At 63.4% G+C, this 16016-nt stretch carries 14 protein-coding genes and 1 pseudogene; 14 read left to right on the top strand and 1 reads right to left on the bottom strand.

Annotated features, from left to right (window positions below; all coding sequences use genetic code 11):
- From AB3X95_RS04665 to AB3X95_RS04645, 5 genes and pseudogenes are all read left to right on the top strand, one after another.
- Positions 1-1203: a tryptophan--tRNA ligase gene (locus AB3X95_RS04665; RefSeq protein ID WP_176108215.1), complete on the top strand. Its 1203-nt coding sequence runs from the start codon at positions 1-3 to the stop codon at positions 1201-1203.
- Between the two features lie 28 nt (positions 1204-1231).
- Positions 1232-1834, top strand: a pseudogene (locus tag AB3X95_RS04660) (class I SAM-dependent methyltransferase).
- Positions 1835-1877: 43 nt separating this feature from the next.
- Entirely contained in the window at positions 1878-2795 is a 918-nt protein-coding gene (gene dapA / locus AB3X95_RS04655) for a 4-hydroxy-tetrahydrodipicolinate synthase (protein ID WP_176125663.1), read from the top strand.
- Between the two features lie 123 nt (positions 2796-2918).
- Entirely contained in the window at positions 2919-4058 is a 1140-nt protein-coding gene (gene bamC / locus AB3X95_RS04650) for an outer membrane protein assembly factor BamC (RefSeq protein ID WP_176125664.1), read from the top strand.
- A 7-nt stretch (positions 4059-4065) separates the two neighbouring features.
- Positions 4066-4839 carry an MBL fold metallo-hydrolase gene (locus AB3X95_RS04645; RefSeq protein ID WP_368620792.1) on the top strand — a complete coding sequence of 258 codons (774 nt, stop codon included), beginning with the start codon at positions 4066-4068 and terminating at the stop codon, positions 4837-4839.
- A 145-nt stretch (positions 4840-4984) separates the two neighbouring features.
- Here the strand turns inward: AB3X95_RS04645 and AB3X95_RS04640 are convergent, their stop codons facing one another.
- Complete coding sequence (locus AB3X95_RS04640; protein WP_018417558.1) at positions 4985-5683, bottom strand: Bax inhibitor-1/YccA family protein; 699 nt, start codon at positions 5681-5683, stop codon at positions 4985-4987.
- 269 nt (positions 5684-5952) lie between these two features.
- On the opposite strand from AB3X95_RS04640, the gene ndk reads away from it, so the two are divergent.
- The 9 genes from ndk (at position 5953) to hfq (ending at position 16000) form a co-directional block, all read left to right on the top strand.
- The gene (gene ndk, locus AB3X95_RS04635) at positions 5953-6378 is read left to right on the top strand and encodes a nucleoside-diphosphate kinase (protein WP_176125666.1); all 426 of its coding nucleotides are present in this window, start codon (positions 5953-5955) and stop codon (positions 6376-6378) included.
- Positions 6379-6596: 218 nt separating this feature from the next.
- Complete coding sequence (gene rlmN, locus AB3X95_RS04630) at positions 6597-7748, top strand: 23S rRNA (adenine(2503)-C(2))-methyltransferase RlmN (RefSeq protein WP_176108220.1); 1152 nt, start codon at positions 6597-6599, stop codon at positions 7746-7748.
- Positions 7749-7961: 213 nt separating this feature from the next.
- A complete protein-coding gene (locus tag AB3X95_RS04625; protein ID WP_176125667.1) occupies positions 7962-9098 on the top strand; it encodes a helix-turn-helix domain-containing protein in 1137 nt (378 codons plus the stop codon).
- Between the two features lie 85 nt (positions 9099-9183).
- Positions 9184-10500 (top strand): flavodoxin-dependent (E)-4-hydroxy-3-methylbut-2-enyl-diphosphate synthase, encoded by a 1317-nt coding sequence (gene ispG / locus AB3X95_RS04620; protein ID WP_176125668.1) that lies wholly within the window; start codon positions 9184-9186, stop codon positions 10498-10500.
- Between the two features lie 21 nt (positions 10501-10521).
- Positions 10522-11862, top strand: a complete 1341-nt coding sequence (hisS, locus tag AB3X95_RS04615; RefSeq protein ID WP_184226661.1) for a histidine--tRNA ligase — start codon at positions 10522-10524, stop codon at positions 11860-11862.
- A gap of 66 nt (positions 11863-11928) precedes the next feature.
- Entirely contained in the window at positions 11929-12558 is a 630-nt protein-coding gene (locus tag AB3X95_RS04610; protein WP_184226662.1) for a tetratricopeptide repeat protein, read from the top strand.
- Positions 12559-12636: 78 nt separating this feature from the next.
- The gene (gene bamB / locus AB3X95_RS04605; RefSeq protein ID WP_176108225.1) at positions 12637-13782 is read left to right on the top strand and encodes an outer membrane protein assembly factor BamB; all 1146 of its coding nucleotides are present in this window, start codon (positions 12637-12639) and stop codon (positions 13780-13782) included.
- A 468-nt stretch (positions 13783-14250) separates the two neighbouring features.
- Positions 14251-15588, top strand: coding sequence for a ribosome biogenesis GTPase Der (gene der / locus AB3X95_RS04600; protein ID WP_013089777.1), 1338 nt, complete (start codon positions 14251-14253; stop codon positions 15586-15588).
- A 175-nt stretch (positions 15589-15763) separates the two neighbouring features.
- On the top strand, positions 15764-16000 hold the full coding sequence (gene hfq / locus AB3X95_RS04595; protein ID WP_006051315.1) for an RNA chaperone Hfq: 237 nt from the start codon (positions 15764-15766) through the stop codon (positions 15998-16000).
- Positions 16001-16016 lie beyond the last annotated feature (16 nt).

The raw sequence follows: 16016 nt of genomic DNA, 5'->3' as shown, positions 1-16016 counted from the left end.
ATGTTCCCAGACCGTATCTTCTCCGGCATGCGGCCCACCGGGTCGCTGCACCTCGGCCACTATCACGGCGTGCTGAAAAACTGGGTGCGGCTGCAGTCCGAGTACCCGTGCTTTTTCTGCGTGGTCGACTGGCACGCGCTGACGACTCACTACGAAACGCCCGAAGTGATCGAAAAGAACGTGTGGGACGTGCTGATCGACTGGCTCGCTTCCGGCATCGATCCGGCGCAGGCGACGCTGTTCATCCAGAGCAGGGTGCCCGAGCATGCCGAACTGGCGCTGCTGCTCGGCATGAGCACGCCGCTCGGCTGGCTCGAACGCGTGCCGACCTACAAGGAGCAGATGGAAAAGCTGAAGGACAAGGATTTGTCCACCTACGGCTTCCTCGGCTACCCGGTGTTGATGGCGGCGGACATTCTGCTGTATCGCGGCTCGCTCGTGCCGGTCGGTGAAGACCAGGTGCCACACGTGGAGATGACGCGCGAAATCGCTCGTCGTTTCAACTACCTGTACGGCCGCGAGCCGGGCTTCGAGGAAAAAGCGAACGAAGCCGCGAAGAAGCTCGGCGGCAAGCGCTCGAAGCTGTATCACGAACTGCGCAACGCGTATCAGCAGGAAGGCAACGACGAAGCGCTCGAACGCGCGCGGGCGATGCTGCAGGAATCGCAAAGCCTGTCGATGAGCGATCGCGAGCGCCTGTTCGGCTATCTCGAAGGTTCGCGCAAGATCATCCTCGTCGAGCCGCAGGCGATGCTGACCGAGGCGTCGCGCATGCCGGGTCTCGACGGCCAGAAGATGTCGAAGTCGTACGGCAACACGATCGGCTTGCGCGAAGACGCGGAAACGATCACGAAGAAGGTCCGCACGATGCCGACCGACCCCGCTCGCGTGCGCCGCACCGATCCGGGCGATCCGGACAAGTGTCCGGTGTGGCAGCTGCATCAGGTCTACACCGACGAAGCGACCCACGAGTGGGTGCAGAAGGGCTGCCGCTCGGCGGGCATCGGTTGCCTCGATTGCAAGCAGCCGGTCGTCGAAGGCATTCTGCGCGAGCAGCAGCCGATGCTGGAGCGTGCGCAGAAGTACATGGACGACCCGTCGCTGTTGCGCGCGATCGTCGCCGATGGCTGCGACAAGGCACGCCGCTTCGCGACCGAAACGATGCGCGACGTCCGCGAGGCGATGGGGCTTTCGTACAACTGATGCGCACTCGAGGCGCCGCCCCGCAGCGATGAGCACGCCGGCTACCCCTGGCTTGCATGGCCTCGGTGAACCGTCGCGCTGGGTGCGTCACTGGGCGCACCTGATCGCGCCGGGCGGGGCGGTGCTCGACGTGGCATCGGGGGCCGGGCGGCACGCGCGCTTTTTTGCGTCGCTCGGCCATCCGGTCACCGCGATCGATCGCGATGCCGCTGCCCTCGACCTGCTGCGCGACGCACCGCTCGTCAGCCCTGTCGTGGCCGATCTCGAGAGCGCGCCGTAGCCATTACCGGACGATGCGGTGTTCGCCGCCGTCGTGGTCACCAATTACCTGCATCGACCACTTTTCCCGCAGTTGCTGCGCGCGCTCGCGCCCGGCGGCGTAATGGTTTACGAGACCTTTGCGCAAGGAAACGAAAGCGTCGGCAAACCCTCCAATCCGGCGTTTTTGCTCGCGCCTGGCGAGTTGCTCGAGATCGTGCGGGGCCAATTGCGGGTGATCGCATTTCAGGACGGATTTCTCGCCGAGCCGCGTCCGGCGTACGTTCAGCGCATCTGCGCGGTTCGGGAAGCGGCACGTGCGGATGATCCCGCACGAGCAACAGTTCCACCTTGTTACGAGTTGGCTGGCTAATCCGCTACAATCGCGGTTTACCTGATCATATTCATGGCGTTTCATGACTAACGGCAACCACAGCGGTCACCAGGACGGCGTTCAGATCCGCGGCAGCATTCCTGCCATCATCACTCCGATGCTCGAAGACGGCAGCCTTGATCTGCCGGCGTTTCGCAAACTGATCGACTGGCACATCGAGGAAGGCACGAATGCGCTCGTCGTGGTCGGCACGAGCGGCGAGTCGGCCACTCTGTCGGTCGAAGAGCACGTGCTGATGGTCAAGACCGCGGTCGACCACACCGCTGGACGCATTCCTGTCATCGCGGGCGCGGGCGCCAACTCCACCGCCGAGGCGATCGAACTCACGCAGCACGCGAAAGACGTCGGCGCGAATGCCACGCTGCAGGTCGTGCCGTACTACAACAAGCCGACCCAGGAAGGCATCTACCGCCATTTCGCGAAGATCGCGGAAAGCGTCGATCTGCCGGTGATCCTGTACAACGTGCCGGGCCGCACCGTCGCCGACATGAGCAACGAGACCATCCTGCGCTGCGCGCAGGTGCCGGGGATCGTCGGCGTGAAGGAGGCCACGGGCAACATCGACCGCGCTGCGCATCTCATCAAGTCGGCGCCGGCAAACTTCAGCATCTATAGCGGCGACGATCCCACTGCGATCGCGCTGATGCTGCTCGGCGGTCACGGCAATATTTCGGTCACCGCGAACGTCGCGCCGCGCGCAATGAGCGAGCTGTGCAAGGCCGCGCTCGCCGCGGACGCGAAGACCGCGCGCGAGATTCATCTGAAACTCCTGTCGCTGCACAAGTACCTGTTTGCCGAAGCGAATCCGATTCCGGCGAAGTGGGCGCTGCAGCAACTGGGGCGTGTGCAGGGCGGCATCCGCCTGCCGCTCACGCCGCTCGACGCGCAATACCACGAAGTGGTGCGCGGCGCGCTGCGCGAAGCGGGCCTGCTCTGCTGAACGGCCCGCCCGTCCAGCCGCCCACGCCAGACCGCCACCGGCATTTCATTAACCGACGTCGCTTCAGCCCACGTTCCCGGCAGACCGAACGAGGCATCGCGTTCCAGCATCACGAAGGACCTCATGAAACGTTCCGCACTTTCCCTCCACGCAACCCGCATGGCGGCGCTGGCGCTTGCCCTCTCGACGCTCGCCGGCTGTGACACGCTGAACGACTGGTTCGCTTCCGACCGCGTCAACTACAAGGCGACCTCGAGCGCACCGCCGCTTGCCGTGCCGAGCGACCTGAGCACGTCGCCGAATGACCAGCGCTATGTGGCGCCGCCCGCCAATCTGGCGCTCGGTGGCACGCCGACGCGTGCTGTCACGGCCGCCGGCAACGCAACCGAAGGTCAGCCGACCGCACAGGATCCGCTCGGCATGCATATCGAGCGCGACGGCGACCGTCGCTGGCTGGTGGTAGACGGCCGTTCCCCGGAACAGCTGTGGCCGCAACTGCAGGAGTTCTGGCAGGAGAACGGCTTCGTGCTGAAGACCGACGCGCCGGCCACCGGCATCATGACGACCGACTGGGCGGAGAACCGCGCGAACATTCCGGACGACTGGTTCCGCCGCACGATCGGCAAGGTGATCGACTTCGCCTATTCGTCGGGCACCCGCGACAGTTTCCGTACGCTCGTATCGCGCGGTTCGGACAGCGCGACCGATATCTCGATCACGCATAGCGCGATGGAAGAGGTGATGACCGGGCAGGACAAGACGTCTTCGCGCTGGGAAGAGCGTCCGCGTGACCCGGCGCTCGAGGCGCTGTTCCTCGCCAAGCTGATGCAGAAGTTCGGCCTGACCGAAGCGCAGTCGAAGCAGCTGCTGACCGACGCGCGCCCGGCCAGCGCGCCGACTACCATCGAGCAGAACGCGGGCGCGTCGACGCTCGATCTGCAGGAGTCGTTCGACCGCGCCTGGCTGCGTGTGGGCCTCGCGCTCGATCGCACCAACTTTACGGTCGACAACCGCGATCGCGAGAAGGGCATCTACTACGTACGCTACGCGGATTCGATGCAGGAGCTGAAGAAGGAAGGTCTGTTCGGCAAACTGTTCTACAGCGGCAATTCGACGCGCAAGCCGGGCCAGGAATTCCTCGTCAACGTGCGCGCGAAGGGCGACGCCGTGACGCAGGTTGCGGTCGTCGACGCGAACGGGCAGATCGATACGTCGTCGGACGCGCAGCGCATCGTGTCGCTGCTGCACGCGCAACTGAATTAGGCGGGTCGTGCGCTTCGCAAGTCTCGGCAGCGGCAGTGAAGGCAACGCGCTGCTGGTGGAAGCGCACAGCGGCGCGAGCACCACGCGCGTGCTGCTCGACTGCGGCTTTTCCGGGCGCGAAGTTGAGCGGCGTCTCGCGCGGCTCGGCGCGAGCGCCGAGCATCTCGATGCGATCCTGATTACGCATGAACATAGCGATCACATCGGCAGCGCATTGACGCTGGCGCGCAAGTGGTCGATTCCGCTGTACATGAGCTGGGGCACCGCGCGCGCGGTGGGCGCCGACGAAACCGATGTCGACCTGCAGGTGCTGTGGGGCGACGAGGCGGTAGCAATCGGCGAGCTCAGCGTTCTCCCTTATACCGTTCCGCACGACGCTCGCGAACCGTTGCAATACGTGTTCTCGAACGGCGCGCGCCGGCTCGGCGTGCTCACCGACGTTGGCACGTCCACCCCGCATATCAGCGCGGTGCTGAGTGGTTGTGACGCACTCGTGCTCGAATGCAATCACGACGTGCAGATGCTCGCGGGCAGTCGTTATCCGCCGTCGCTGAAGGCGCGTATCGGCGGCAATCACGGGCATCTGAACAACGACGCGGCGGCTGAAATCCTTGCGTCGCTCGACCGCTCGCGTTTGCGGCATCTGGTCGCCGCGCATCTGAGCCAGCAGAACAATCTGCCGGAACTCGCGCAGGCGGCGCTGGCGGGCGTGCTTGGCGCGGCTCCCACCGAGGTGGTGGTTGCGTCGCAGAGCGAAGGTTTCGGGTGGTTGACTCTGTGACTGCGGTGCAGGGCTGGCTTCCGGTTGCGCCGCGCAGCGTGTGTCAGCTGATCAGGCAATGAAAAAAGCCCATAACGAACAATCGTTATGGGCTTTTGCTTGGAGCGTCGAGGCGGCGCAGGGCACGCCTCGCGACCGGCCAAGCTTAATTGCGGTTGCCGCCGAAAATGCCGAGCAGCGCAAGCAGGTTCACGAACACGTTATACAGATCCAGGTAGATCGCTAGCGTCGCGGTGATGTAGTTCGTCTCACCGCCGTTCACGACGCGCTGCACGTCGAACATGATGTAGGCGGAAAAGATCACGATTGCCATGACCGAAACCGTCAGCATCAGTGCCGGCAGTTGCAGGAACACGTTCGCGACCGAAGCCAGCAGGATCACGATCACGCCCATGAAGAGCCATTTGCCGAGGCCCGAGAAGTCGCGTTTGCTGACCGTGGCGATGGTCGCCATGGCCGCGAAGATCACACCAGTGCCACCAAACGCGAGCATGATCAGCGACGGGCCGTTCGAGAAGCCGAGCACGAACGCGAGAATGCGCGACAGCATCAGCCCCATGAAGAACGTGAAGCCGAGCAGTACGAATACGCCGACGGCGCTGTCCTTGGTGCGCTGAATCGCGAACATGAAGCCGAACGCGATCGCGAAGAACGCCAGCATGCTCATGGCGGGACTGGTGGCGGCAAACAGCGAGAAGCCGGTGGCAAGACCGACCCAGGCGCCGAGCACCGTTGGGATCATCGACAACGCGAGCAGCCAGTAGGTATTCCGTAGCACGCGGTTGCGTGTTTCGACCGTACTGACCGCGCCGTTGCGGCCAAACATATATGGATGTTCGTTCATGGTCTCTCCTTACCTCGGAAGCGTGTTTCGTGATGGTGAAACGGAAATTTGCGAAGCGCCGGCGGGCGCACCGTTCATCCGTAAGATTAGCGCGGCGGCACGGAGTTTCAATACCCTCCAGTCGGCCCAATGGCCTACGCTACCAGTATTTTGCACCCGTTGCTTCGATCCTTTCGATGCTGTAAGGGTTCAATCGCAATGATACACGGGAACATGCTACAATAGCGGATTCATTTAAATCTGTAACCTCTTAATTTTTTGGAGTTTTTATGGCGATCGAGCGCACCCTGTCGATTATCAAGCCGGACGCAGTGGCCAAAAACGTGATCGGCCAGATCTATACCCGTTTCGAAAACGCTGGCCTGAAGATCGTGGCATCGCGCATGGTTCATCTGTCGCGTGCTGACGCCGAGAAGTTCTACGCTGTGCACGCAGCACGTCCGTTCTTCAAGGACCTCGTCGAATTCATGATCTCGGGTCCGGTGGTTGTGCAGGTGCTGGAAGGCGAAAACGCGATCCTGAAGCACCGTGACCTGATGGGTGCGACGGACCCGAAGAAGGCAGAAAAGGGCACGATCCGTGCTGACTTCGCTGACAGCATCGACGCCAACGCGGTGCACGGTTCGGACGGGCCGGAAACGGCTGCGGTCGAAATCGCTTTCTTCTTCCCCCAAGTCAACGTCTACTCGCGTTGAGCGCCTCGCGCTGAGGTCGGGCAGTGACCTCAGCCGCGTATCGCAAGCCGTCTTTCGCGTGGCGCGTTTCGTGCGGTCGAATTGTTTTATCGCATGGATCGCGCGCGGTGTACGGCAAAAGTAGTAAGGTAAAAGCAGCAGGAATGGGCGCGAACGGCACGGCGTTCATGCAGCTTGTTGCATGAACGTAGTCTCGCACTGAAATGGCAGGATTCGATATGACGAGCAGTCCCTCCGTCAACCTTCTCGACCTCGACGCCCAAGGGCTCGTCGCCTATTGCGACAGCCTGGGCGAGAAACCGTTTCGCGCCAAGCAATTGCAGCGCTGGATTCACCAATACAACGCTGCCGACTTCGACGGCATGACCGATCTCGCGAAGTCCTTGCGCGAAAAGCTCAAAGGGCGCGCCACGATCACAATGCCTGGCGTCGTCAGCGATCATATTTCGTCGGACGGCACACGCAAGTGGCTGATCGATGTCGGTAATGGCAACGCCGTCGAAACCGTGTACATCCCCGAAGAAACGCGCGGAACGCTATGTGTGTCGTCGCAGGCGGGGTGTGCGGTCAACTGCCGATTCTGCTCGACCGGCAAGCAGGGGTTCTCCCGCAATCTCACCACCGGCGAAATCATCGGCCAGTTGCGCATGGCCGAGTTTGCGCTGCGCGCGTCGCGTGGCGATGCCGGCGGCCGCGCAATGGGCGGCGACGGCAAGGGCGAGCGCGTCGTCACAAACGTCGTGATGATGGGGATGGGCGAGCCGCTGCTCAATTACGACGCGGTCGTGCCGGCCATGCGTCTGATGCTCGACGACAATGCGTACGGCCTGTCGCGCCGGCGCGTCACGTTGTCCACTTCGGGCGTCGTGCCGATGATGGATCGGCTTGGCGCGGACTTGCCCGTGGCGCTCGCGGTGTCGCTGCATGCGTCGAACGACGCGCTGCGCGACGTGCTGGTGCCGCTCAACAAAAAGTATCCGCTGCGCGAACTGATGGCGGCGTGCGAGCGCTACCTGAAAGTGGCGCCGCGCGATTTCATTACGTTCGAATATTGCATGCTCGATGGCGTGAACGACAGTGAGGCGCACGCACGCGAGCTGCTCGCCGTCACGCGCAGCGTGCCGTGCAAGTTCAATCTGATTCCGTTCAATCCGTTTCCCGAATCGGGCCTCATCCGCTCGAAACCGGAACAGATCAAGCGGTTTGCGCAGGTGTTGATCGACGCAGGCGTCGTCACCACCGTGCGCAAAACCCGCGGCGACGATATCGATGCTGCCTGCGGTCAGCTGGCCGGCGCGGTGAAAGACCGCACGCGTCTTGCTGAGCGCACCGGGAAGGCGGCGAAGGTGATCGAGGTTCGCGCCGTGTAATCGCGTGGGGCAGCAGGGCGTCGGCGTTCGGCGGAAAGCACTGCGAACGCAAAAATGCTCTGATGCCACCGGCGGTTGAAAAGAAAGTTTGCAGAATCGATCGGGAGCGGCACACAAAGCCGCACATTTTGTTATAAACGGTCTGCGATTTGGACGTGAGGCTCGAGCCCGTCCAGTCGCACGATTAAAAGAATCGACGCGAAAGGATTTGGGATGAGTGAGCCGCAGCACCCGCAGCCGCACGAGACAGACACGAACGATGGCCATCCAGCACCCGTTGCAAGGGCGGTGGTCCAGCCGGTCGTGCAACCGGCCCTCGATTCGTTGGCAGCGGTTGGCGCGCGCTTGACCCAGTTGCGCGAGTCGAAAGGCTGGGCGATCGAGGACGTGTCGGCGCGGCTGAAGGTGTCGGTCGTCAAGCTGAGCGCGCTCGAAGCGGGCGACATTAGCCATCTGCCGGACACGACATTTGCACTCGGCGTCGTGCGCAGCTACGCGAAAATGCTCGGCGCCGATCCGGCGCCTTTTACGGCGGCGCTGCGTCGCGAGAGAGGAGTGCCGGCGCCGAATCTGTCGATGCCCGCGTCATCCGGCAAGGATCTGCCCCGCGGCAAGGTTTCGCTGTCGCTCGGCGATAGCGGACACAAGAGCCGTTCGTGGCTCTGGGGCATTGCGGCGATCGTCGTCGCGGTCATCGCGCTCGGCATGTGGCGCACCAACGGCGGCGATTCATCCGCGTGGCTCGCGCGGCTGAAGGCCAGCGCAAATAGTTCGACGAGCAGCGACACGGCGGCGTCGGGCCCGGTCGCGCAAGGCCCGGCGACGGCGGAAGGCGCATCGGCGCCGGACGCGGCGGTCACGGCGGACAACGCGGGGAGTGCGGATAATGCGGCGTCTGCGTCGGCAACGCCGATGCCCGCACCGCTTGCCACCGGCACCGCGCCGGGCTCGGCCCCGGCCGCGAATACAGCGGCAACGCCGGCGCCGACGGCAGCGGCAGCGAAGGCTGGCTCGCAGGCGCAGGCACAGGCCGCCATGGAGAGCCCAAGTGCACCGGTGGTCGTGGCGAACGCGTCGGCACCGGCGGTTGCGCCAGCGCCCGGCGAGTCGGTCGTCGCGCTGCGCGTGACGCAGGACAGCTGGTTCAGCGTGCGTGACAAAAACGGCAAGGAACTGTTCTCCGGCCTCGTGCATGCTGGCGATCCGAAGGAAGTGACGGGCGCCGGCCCGTTCAAGGTGACGGTCGGCAACAAGGCGGGTCTCGAGTCGGTGACGCTCGACGGCCAGCCGGTCGATCCGTCGAAATATGCGGCAGCCAAGGGCAATGTGGCGCGGTTTGCGCTGCCTTGACAGATACGGTACGCGCCGCGGCCAACGGGTCCGCGGCGCTTTTTCAATTGAGGCGCTGCGTTTTTGCATAGCGCGTGCGGCGTAAATGGGTTTTTCGATGCAAACCGAAGCTCAATCCCAATCTTCTAGCAAGATCGTTTCAGACGAGCCGGTGTTCGGCGGCCCCGCGATGCGGCGCAAATCGCATGCGGTCAACGTCCGCTGGGGCGGCCAGCTCGTGACCATCGGCGGCGATGCGCCGGTGCGCGTGCAGTCGATGACCAACACCGACACCGCCGACGCGATCGGCACCGCTATCCAGATCAAGGAGTTGGCGCAAGCCGGTTCGGAACTGGTGCGTATCACCGTGAATACGCCGGAAGCGGCGGCGGCCGTGCCGGCTATCCGCGAGCAACTCGACCGCATGGGCGTGATGGTGCCGCTCGTCGGCGACTTCCATTACAACGGCCATCTGCTGCTGCGCGACTATCCGGGCTGTGCGGAATCGCTGTCGAAATACCGGATCAATCCGGGCAACGTCGGGCACGGCGCGAAGCGCGACACGCAATTCGCGCAGATGATCGAGGCGGCGGTCAAATACGACAAACCGGTGCGCATCGGCGTGAACTGGGGCAGCCTAGACCAGGACCTGCTCGCCAAAATGATGGACGAAAACGGCTCGCGCGCTATTCCGTGGGAAGCGCAAAGCGTGATGTACGAAGCGCTGATCCAGTCCGCGATCGGCTCGGCGGAACGCGCGGTCGAACTCGGCCTCGGGCGCGACCAGATCATCCTGTCGTGCAAGGTCAGCGGCGTGCAGGATCTGATCGCGGTGTACCGCGAACTCGCGCGCCGTTGCGATTTCGCGCTGCATCTGGGCCTGACCGAAGCAGGCATGGGCTCGAAGGGCATCGTCGCGTCGACCGCGGCGCTGTCGGTTCTGCTGCAGCAGGGCATCGGCGACACGATCCGTATCTCGCTGACTCCGGAACCGGGCGCGTCGCGCACCGGCGAAGTGATCGTCGGTCAGGAAATCCTGCAGACAATGGGCCTGCGCTCGTTCACGCCGATGGTGATCGCTTGCCCGGGCTGCGGCCGCACCACGAGCACGCTGTTCCAGGAACTGGCGTCGCAGATCCAGACCTATCTGCGTCAGCAGATGCCGGTGTGGCGTGACCAGTATCCCGGCGTCGAGCAGATGCACGTCGCGGTGATGGGCTGCATCGTCAATGGTCCGGGCGAGTCGAAGCAGGCGAATATCGGCATCAGCCTGCCGGGCTCGGGCGAGAACCCGGCCGCGCCGGTGTTCATCGACGGCGAGAAAGTGAAGACGCTGCGCGGCGAAAACATCGCGCAAGAATTCCAGCAAATCGTGAGCGACTACGTCGAGCGCCGCTATGGCCGCGCCGAAGCGCTCAACTAAATACCGGCAATCGAAACACAGATGACTGAACAGAAGAAAAAGCTCGAGAAGCTTTCCGGCGTGAAGGGCATGAACGACATCCTTCCGCAGGAAGCCGGGCTCTGGGAATTTTTCGAAACCACCGTCAAGTCGATGCTGCGTTCGTATGGATATCAGAATATCCGCACGCCGATCGTCGAGCATACGCAGCTGTTCACGCGCGGTATCGGCGAAGTGACCGACATCGTCGAAAAAGAGATGTACAGCTTCACCGACGCATTGAACGGCGAAAACCTGACGATGCGCCCGGAAAACACGGCGGCGGTGGTGCGCGCGTCGATCGAGCACAACATGCTGTACGACGGCCCGAAGCGCCTGTGGTACATCGGGCCGATGTTCCGTCACGAGCGTCCGCAGCGCGGCCGTTATCGCCAGTTCCACCAGGTCGGTGTCGAGGCGCTCGGCTTCGCGGGTCCGGATGCGGACGCGGAAATCATCATGATGTGCCAGCGTCTGTGGGACGACCTCGGCTTGACCGGCATCAAGCTCGAAATCAACTCGCTGGGCCTCGCTGAAGAGCGAGCCGCGCATCGCGTCGAACTGATCGCATACCTCGAGAAGCACATGAACGTGCTCGACGAAGACGCGAAGCGCCGTCTCTATACGAACCCGCTGCGCGTGCTCGATACGAAGAATCCCGCGCTGCAGGAAGTCGCGCAAAACGCGCCCAAGCTGATCGACTTTCTCGGCGAAGAATCGCGCGCGCACTTCGAAGGTCTGCAGCGTCTTCTAAAGGCGAACAATCTTCCGTTTACGATCAATCCGCGTCTCGTGCGGGGTCTCGATTACTACAATCTGACTGTATTCGAGTGGGTGACCGACAAGCTCGGCGCGCAAGGCACGGTCGCGGCGGGCGGCCGCTACGATCCTCTGATCGAGCAGCTCGGTGGCAAGCCGACCGCTGCGTGCGGCTGGGCGATGGGCATCGAGCGGATTCTCGAGTTGCTGAAGGAAGAGCAGCTCGTGCCGGAAGACGAAGGTTGCGACGTGTACGTGGTCCATCAGGGCGACGCCGCGCGCGAGCAGGCTTTCATCATCGCCGAGCGTCTGCGCGATACCGGTCTCGACGTGATCCTGCATTGCAGCGCGGACGGTCAGTCCGCAAGCTTCAAGTCGCAGATGAAGCGCGCCGATGCGAGCGGCGCCGCGTTTGCGGTCGTGCTCGGCGAGGACGAGATCGCCAATGGCACGGTCGGCGTGAAACCGCTGCGCGATACCCAGGCCCATGGCGGTAAGAACGAGCAACAGAACGTGCCCGCCGAAGACTTGACCGAATATCTAATCAATGCGATGGTTGCATCCGCCGAAGACGGCGACGACTGATCGCGATGTCGTCGAGCCGGCTGGCTCGACACGCACACGTAGCAAGAATGAGGAAATCGCCGGGCAATGAGTTACCACGACGAACAAGAATCGATTGAAAGTCTGAAGGCATGGTGGCAGCAGTGGGGCAATGCGACCACGTGGATCGTGCTGGTGGTGTTGTTGGCAGGCGCGAGCTGGAATGGCTGGAATTTCTGGCAGCGTCGCCAGGCCGCGGAAGCCGCGGTGCTGTATGACCAGGTTCAACAAGCCACGGCAGCGGGCGACAAGGCGCAGATCGCGCGCGTCGCCGCCGACATGGAAGACAAGTTCGGCCGCACCGCCTACGCTCAGATGACCGCGCTCGGCGCCGCCAAGGCGCTCTACACCGCTGGCGACGAAGCCGGCGCGAAGGCGGAACTGCAATGGGCGATCGATCACGCGAAAGACGACGAGTTCAAGCAGATCGCGAAGCTGCGCATGGCATCGCTGCTGCTCGACGACAAGGCGTACGACCAGGGGCTCGCGCTTCTGGCGGAGCCGCAATCCGATGCCTTCAAGGGCGTCGTGGCGGACCGCCGCGGCGACCTGCTCGCCGCCCAAGGCAAGCGCGACGACGCGCGCGCGGCCTACAAGCTCGCGCTCGACTCACTGTCGAAGAGCGACAGTTCGGCGCGCCAGCTGATCCAGTTCAAGCTGGATGCGCTTGGCGGCTGAGCGTCCCGCGCGGCGCGCCGCGAGCCACGACCGCAAGACGGTCTCCTTTAATCCATTTCCTGAATGCTTCGTCCACCGATGAATCTGCTGAAACGTTACGCCGTGCCCGTTATCTGTGCGATGACCGTTCTCACGCTGGCGGCTTGCTCGTCCACGAAAGACGAGCGCCGTGTGCCGACGCCGCTCACCGAGTTCAAACCCGTTCTCGATGTGCAGCAGTCCTGGTCGGCGAGCGTCGGCAAGGCGGGCCGCTACATGTTCTCGCCGGTTGCCGTCGGCAATGCCGTGTACGCTGCCGGCACGAACGGCACGGTCGCCAAGATCGACGCGCAAACCGGCAAGGACGTGTGGCGCGTCAAGCTGCATGACGATCTGTCGGCGGGCGTCGGCAGCGATGGCACGCTCACCGCGGTCGGCGGCCTGAAGGGTGACGTATACGTGCTCGGCGCGGACGGCAAGGAGCTGTGGACCGCGAAGGCGCCGGGCGAGATCATTTCGCCGCCGCTCGTCGGCAACGGCCTCGTGGTCGTGCGCACGATCGACGGCCAGATCGTCGCGTTCAACGCGCAAACCGGCGAGCAGAAGTGGAACTTCCGCAACCGCGCGGTGCCGTTGAACCTGCGCGTGTCATCGGGCATGACGTTCGCGGGCGACGCGGCCGTGCTGGCCGGCTTCCCGGGCGGTTCGTTCGCCGCTATCAATCTGCAGACGGGCGACGCCTACTGGCAGACGCCCGTGTCGTATCCGAAGGGCGTGACCGAGGTCGAGCGTATTAACGACGTGACCGGCCCGCCCACGCTGGTGGGTTCGGAGACCTGCGCAGTGACGTTCCAGGGCCAGATTGGCTGTTTCGACGCGAACTCGGGCCGCGCGCTGTGGGGCAAGCCGTTCTCGAGCACGAGCGGCCTCGCGCAGGATGAGCGCAGCGTGGTCGCCGCCGACGACTGGTCGGTCGTGTCCGCGTTCGACGTGAACAACGGTTCGGTGCTGTGGAAGAACGAGGCGCTGAAGAACCGCGAACTGAGCGTGCCGATGCTGCTCGGCCGCGCGGCTGTGTTCGGTGACTACAAGGGCTTCGTGCATTTCCTGTCGACCGCCGACGGCACGCTCGTCGCGCGGGTCAAGACCGACGGCAGCGCGATTACCGCCGCACCGGTGCTGGCCGGCGACACGCTGGTCATCCAGACGCGCGATGGCGGCCTGTTCGGCTATCGTCCGCGCTGATCGCTATAGATGGTGTCAGGCGCGCAGGCCGGCTTTGCCGGCCGCGCGTTTTTTAATTGAAGTCTGCGTGGGCCTTGGCGCACGGCTCCTGCCTCGGGTTGCCACTGCGTCCGTGGCGTGATCGGGGCAGACTCAATAGAAAAATCGCCGGACGGGCTGGTCCGGCAAGTCGGATCGAAGCTGCGCCCGCCGGCATCGAAGGCGGTGCGTGCGCTTGGTCGGCGGCTTTGCGAACCCCGGAAGCACTCGCGCACGAGCGTCGGCCGCCGAGCAGCCCGGTCTGAAGCAGGCGACCCCCAGTGGCGTCTGCGCAGCCACTCCCGTCCGCCTGGATGCGCGTGTCGATCGCGCATCCGGAGCAGGCTGAATTCGTGATAATTTCGTCAAAACGCCGCCGCGTGGCGGCTGCCTGGCGTCGCTAAGCGCGCGATCGATTGCGATCCCGCGTTTCACCGTGAACAACATCAGATGAAACCCGTAATTGCCCTCGTTGGGCGCCCCAATGTGGGGAAATCCACGCTGTTCAACCGCCTTACGCGTTCGCGTGATGCGCTGGTTGCCGACCTGCCCGGTCTCACGCGCGATCGCCACTACGGCGAAGGACGCACCGGCGAGCGGCCTTATCTGGTCGTCGATACCGGCGGCTTCGAGCCTGTCGCGAAGGACGGCATCCTGCACGAGATGGCGCGCCAGACCCGCCAGGCGGTCGAGGAGTCGGACGTCGTCGTGTTCATCGTCGATGGCCGCAACGGGCTCGCCCCGCAGGACAAGTCGATCGCCGACTATCTGCGCAAGGTCGGCCGGCCCATCTTCCTCGTCGTCAACAAGGCCGAGGGGATGAAGTACACCAACGTCGCAGCCGACTTCTACGAACTCGGCCTCGGCGACCCGCGCGCGATCTCCGCCGCGCACGGCGACGGCGTCACCGACATGATCAACGAGGCGCTCGAAGTCGCGTATGCCGGTCAGCCGGAAGAGAGCGAGGAAGACAAGGAAGCGCGCGGCGTGAAGATCGCGATCGTCGGGCGGCCGAACGTCGGCAAGTCGACGCTGATCAATGCGCTGGTCGGCGAAGAGCGCGTGATCGCGTTCGACATGCCCGGCACTACGCGCGACTCGATCTACGTCGATTTCGAACGTAACGGCAAGCCGTATACGCTGATCGACACGGCCGGCCTACGCCGCCGCGGCAAGGTGTTCGAGGCGATCGAAAAGTTCTCGGTCGTGAAGACGCTGCAGTCGATTTCCGATGCGAACGTCGTGATTCTGCTGCTCGACGCGCGTCAGGACATCTCGGATCAGGATGCGCACATCGCTGGCTTCGTCGTCGAGCAGGGCCGCGCTCTGGTGGTTGGCGTGAACAAATGGGACGGTCTCGATCCGCATGTGCGCGAGCGCACCAAAGCCGACCTCGAACGCAAACTAAAATTCCTGGACTTCGCCAAATTCCATTTTATTTCCGCCGCGGAAAAAACCGGGATTGGGCCGTTGATGCGTTCGGTCGACGACGCGTACACGGCCGCGATGTCGAAGCTGCCGACGCCGAAACTGACGCGCGCGCTGATCGAGGCGGTCGAGTTCCAGCAGCCGCGCCGCCGCGGTCCGGTGCGTCCGAAGCTGCGTTATGCACACCAGGGCGGGCAGAATCCGCCGATTATCGTGATTCACGGCAATGCGCTCGACGCGATCACCGACACGTATAAGCGGTACCTCGAAAATCGCTTCCGGGAAACTTTCAAGCTGACGGGGACTCCATTGCGAATAGAGTTCAGATCGTCGACGAACCCTTACGCGGACAAAGGCTGAAGCAGGCTGAAGCTGGTCTTAAACCTGGGCTGAAACCCGCATGTATGCTGGGTTTGGCCGGTGGTCCCGGGCCCGCGCGTCGAAATGAAAATCAGCTATAGTGTAGCGGTTGGCGGCGGATCTCTTTTTCTTCGCCGTCAATTCAGTCAACCTGCAAAAAAATACGGAGTTTGCTATGAGCAACAAAGGGCAATTGTTACAAGACCCGTTTTTGAACGCACTGCGTAAAGAGCATGTGCCGGTGTCGATCTATCTGGTCAACGGCATCAAGCTTCAAGGGAACATCGAATCGTTCGACCAGTACGTCGTGTTGCTCCGGAATACGGTCACCCAGATGGTCTACAAGCACGCGATTTCGACGGTCGTGCCGGCCCGTCCGGTGAATTTCCACCCGGATTCCGAACAGTCCTAACCCTCGCCGCGGCCGG

It is taken from the genome of Paraburkholderia sp. BR13444 (genome assembly GCF_040948755.1).
Classification (GTDB): domain Bacteria; phylum Pseudomonadota; class Gammaproteobacteria; order Burkholderiales; family Burkholderiaceae; genus Paraburkholderia; species Paraburkholderia youngii.
The sequence above is the reverse complement of the archived record's forward strand: the minus strand, read 5'-3'. Positions and strand labels throughout refer to the sequence as shown.

What these genes read in the sequence shown, in the direction of transcription:
- AB3X95_RS04665 (WP_176108215.1), top strand. Translation starts at nt 1, where the DNA reads ATGTTCCCAGACCGTATCTTCTCCGGCATGCGGCCCACCGGGTCGCTG.
- dapA (WP_176125663.1), top strand. Translation starts at nt 1,878, where the DNA reads ATGACTAACGGCAACCACAGCGGTCACCAGGACGGCGTTCAGATCCGC.
- bamC (WP_176125664.1), top strand. Translation starts at nt 2,919, where the DNA reads ATGAAACGTTCCGCACTTTCCCTCCACGCAACCCGCATGGCGGCGCTG.
- AB3X95_RS04640 (WP_018417558.1), bottom strand. Translation starts at nt 5,683, where the DNA reads ATGAACGAACATCCATATATGTTTGGCCGCAACGGCGCGGTCAGTACG.
- ndk (WP_176125666.1), top strand. Translation starts at nt 5,953, where the DNA reads ATGGCGATCGAGCGCACCCTGTCGATTATCAAGCCGGACGCAGTGGCC.
- rlmN (WP_176108220.1), top strand. Translation starts at nt 6,597, where the DNA reads ATGACGAGCAGTCCCTCCGTCAACCTTCTCGACCTCGACGCCCAAGGG.
- AB3X95_RS04625 (WP_176125667.1), top strand. Translation starts at nt 7,962, where the DNA reads ATGAGTGAGCCGCAGCACCCGCAGCCGCACGAGACAGACACGAACGAT.
- ispG (WP_176125668.1), top strand. Translation starts at nt 9,184, where the DNA reads ATGGGTTTTTCGATGCAAACCGAAGCTCAATCCCAATCTTCTAGCAAG.
- hisS (WP_184226661.1), top strand. Translation starts at nt 10,522, where the DNA reads ATGACTGAACAGAAGAAAAAGCTCGAGAAGCTTTCCGGCGTGAAGGGC.
- AB3X95_RS04610 (WP_184226662.1), top strand. Translation starts at nt 11,929, where the DNA reads ATGAGTTACCACGACGAACAAGAATCGATTGAAAGTCTGAAGGCATGG.
- bamB (WP_176108225.1), top strand. Translation starts at nt 12,637, where the DNA reads ATGAATCTGCTGAAACGTTACGCCGTGCCCGTTATCTGTGCGATGACC.
- der (WP_013089777.1), top strand. Translation starts at nt 14,251, where the DNA reads ATGAAACCCGTAATTGCCCTCGTTGGGCGCCCCAATGTGGGGAAATCC.
- hfq (WP_006051315.1), top strand. Translation starts at nt 15,764, where the DNA reads ATGAGCAACAAAGGGCAATTGTTACAAGACCCGTTTTTGAACGCACTG.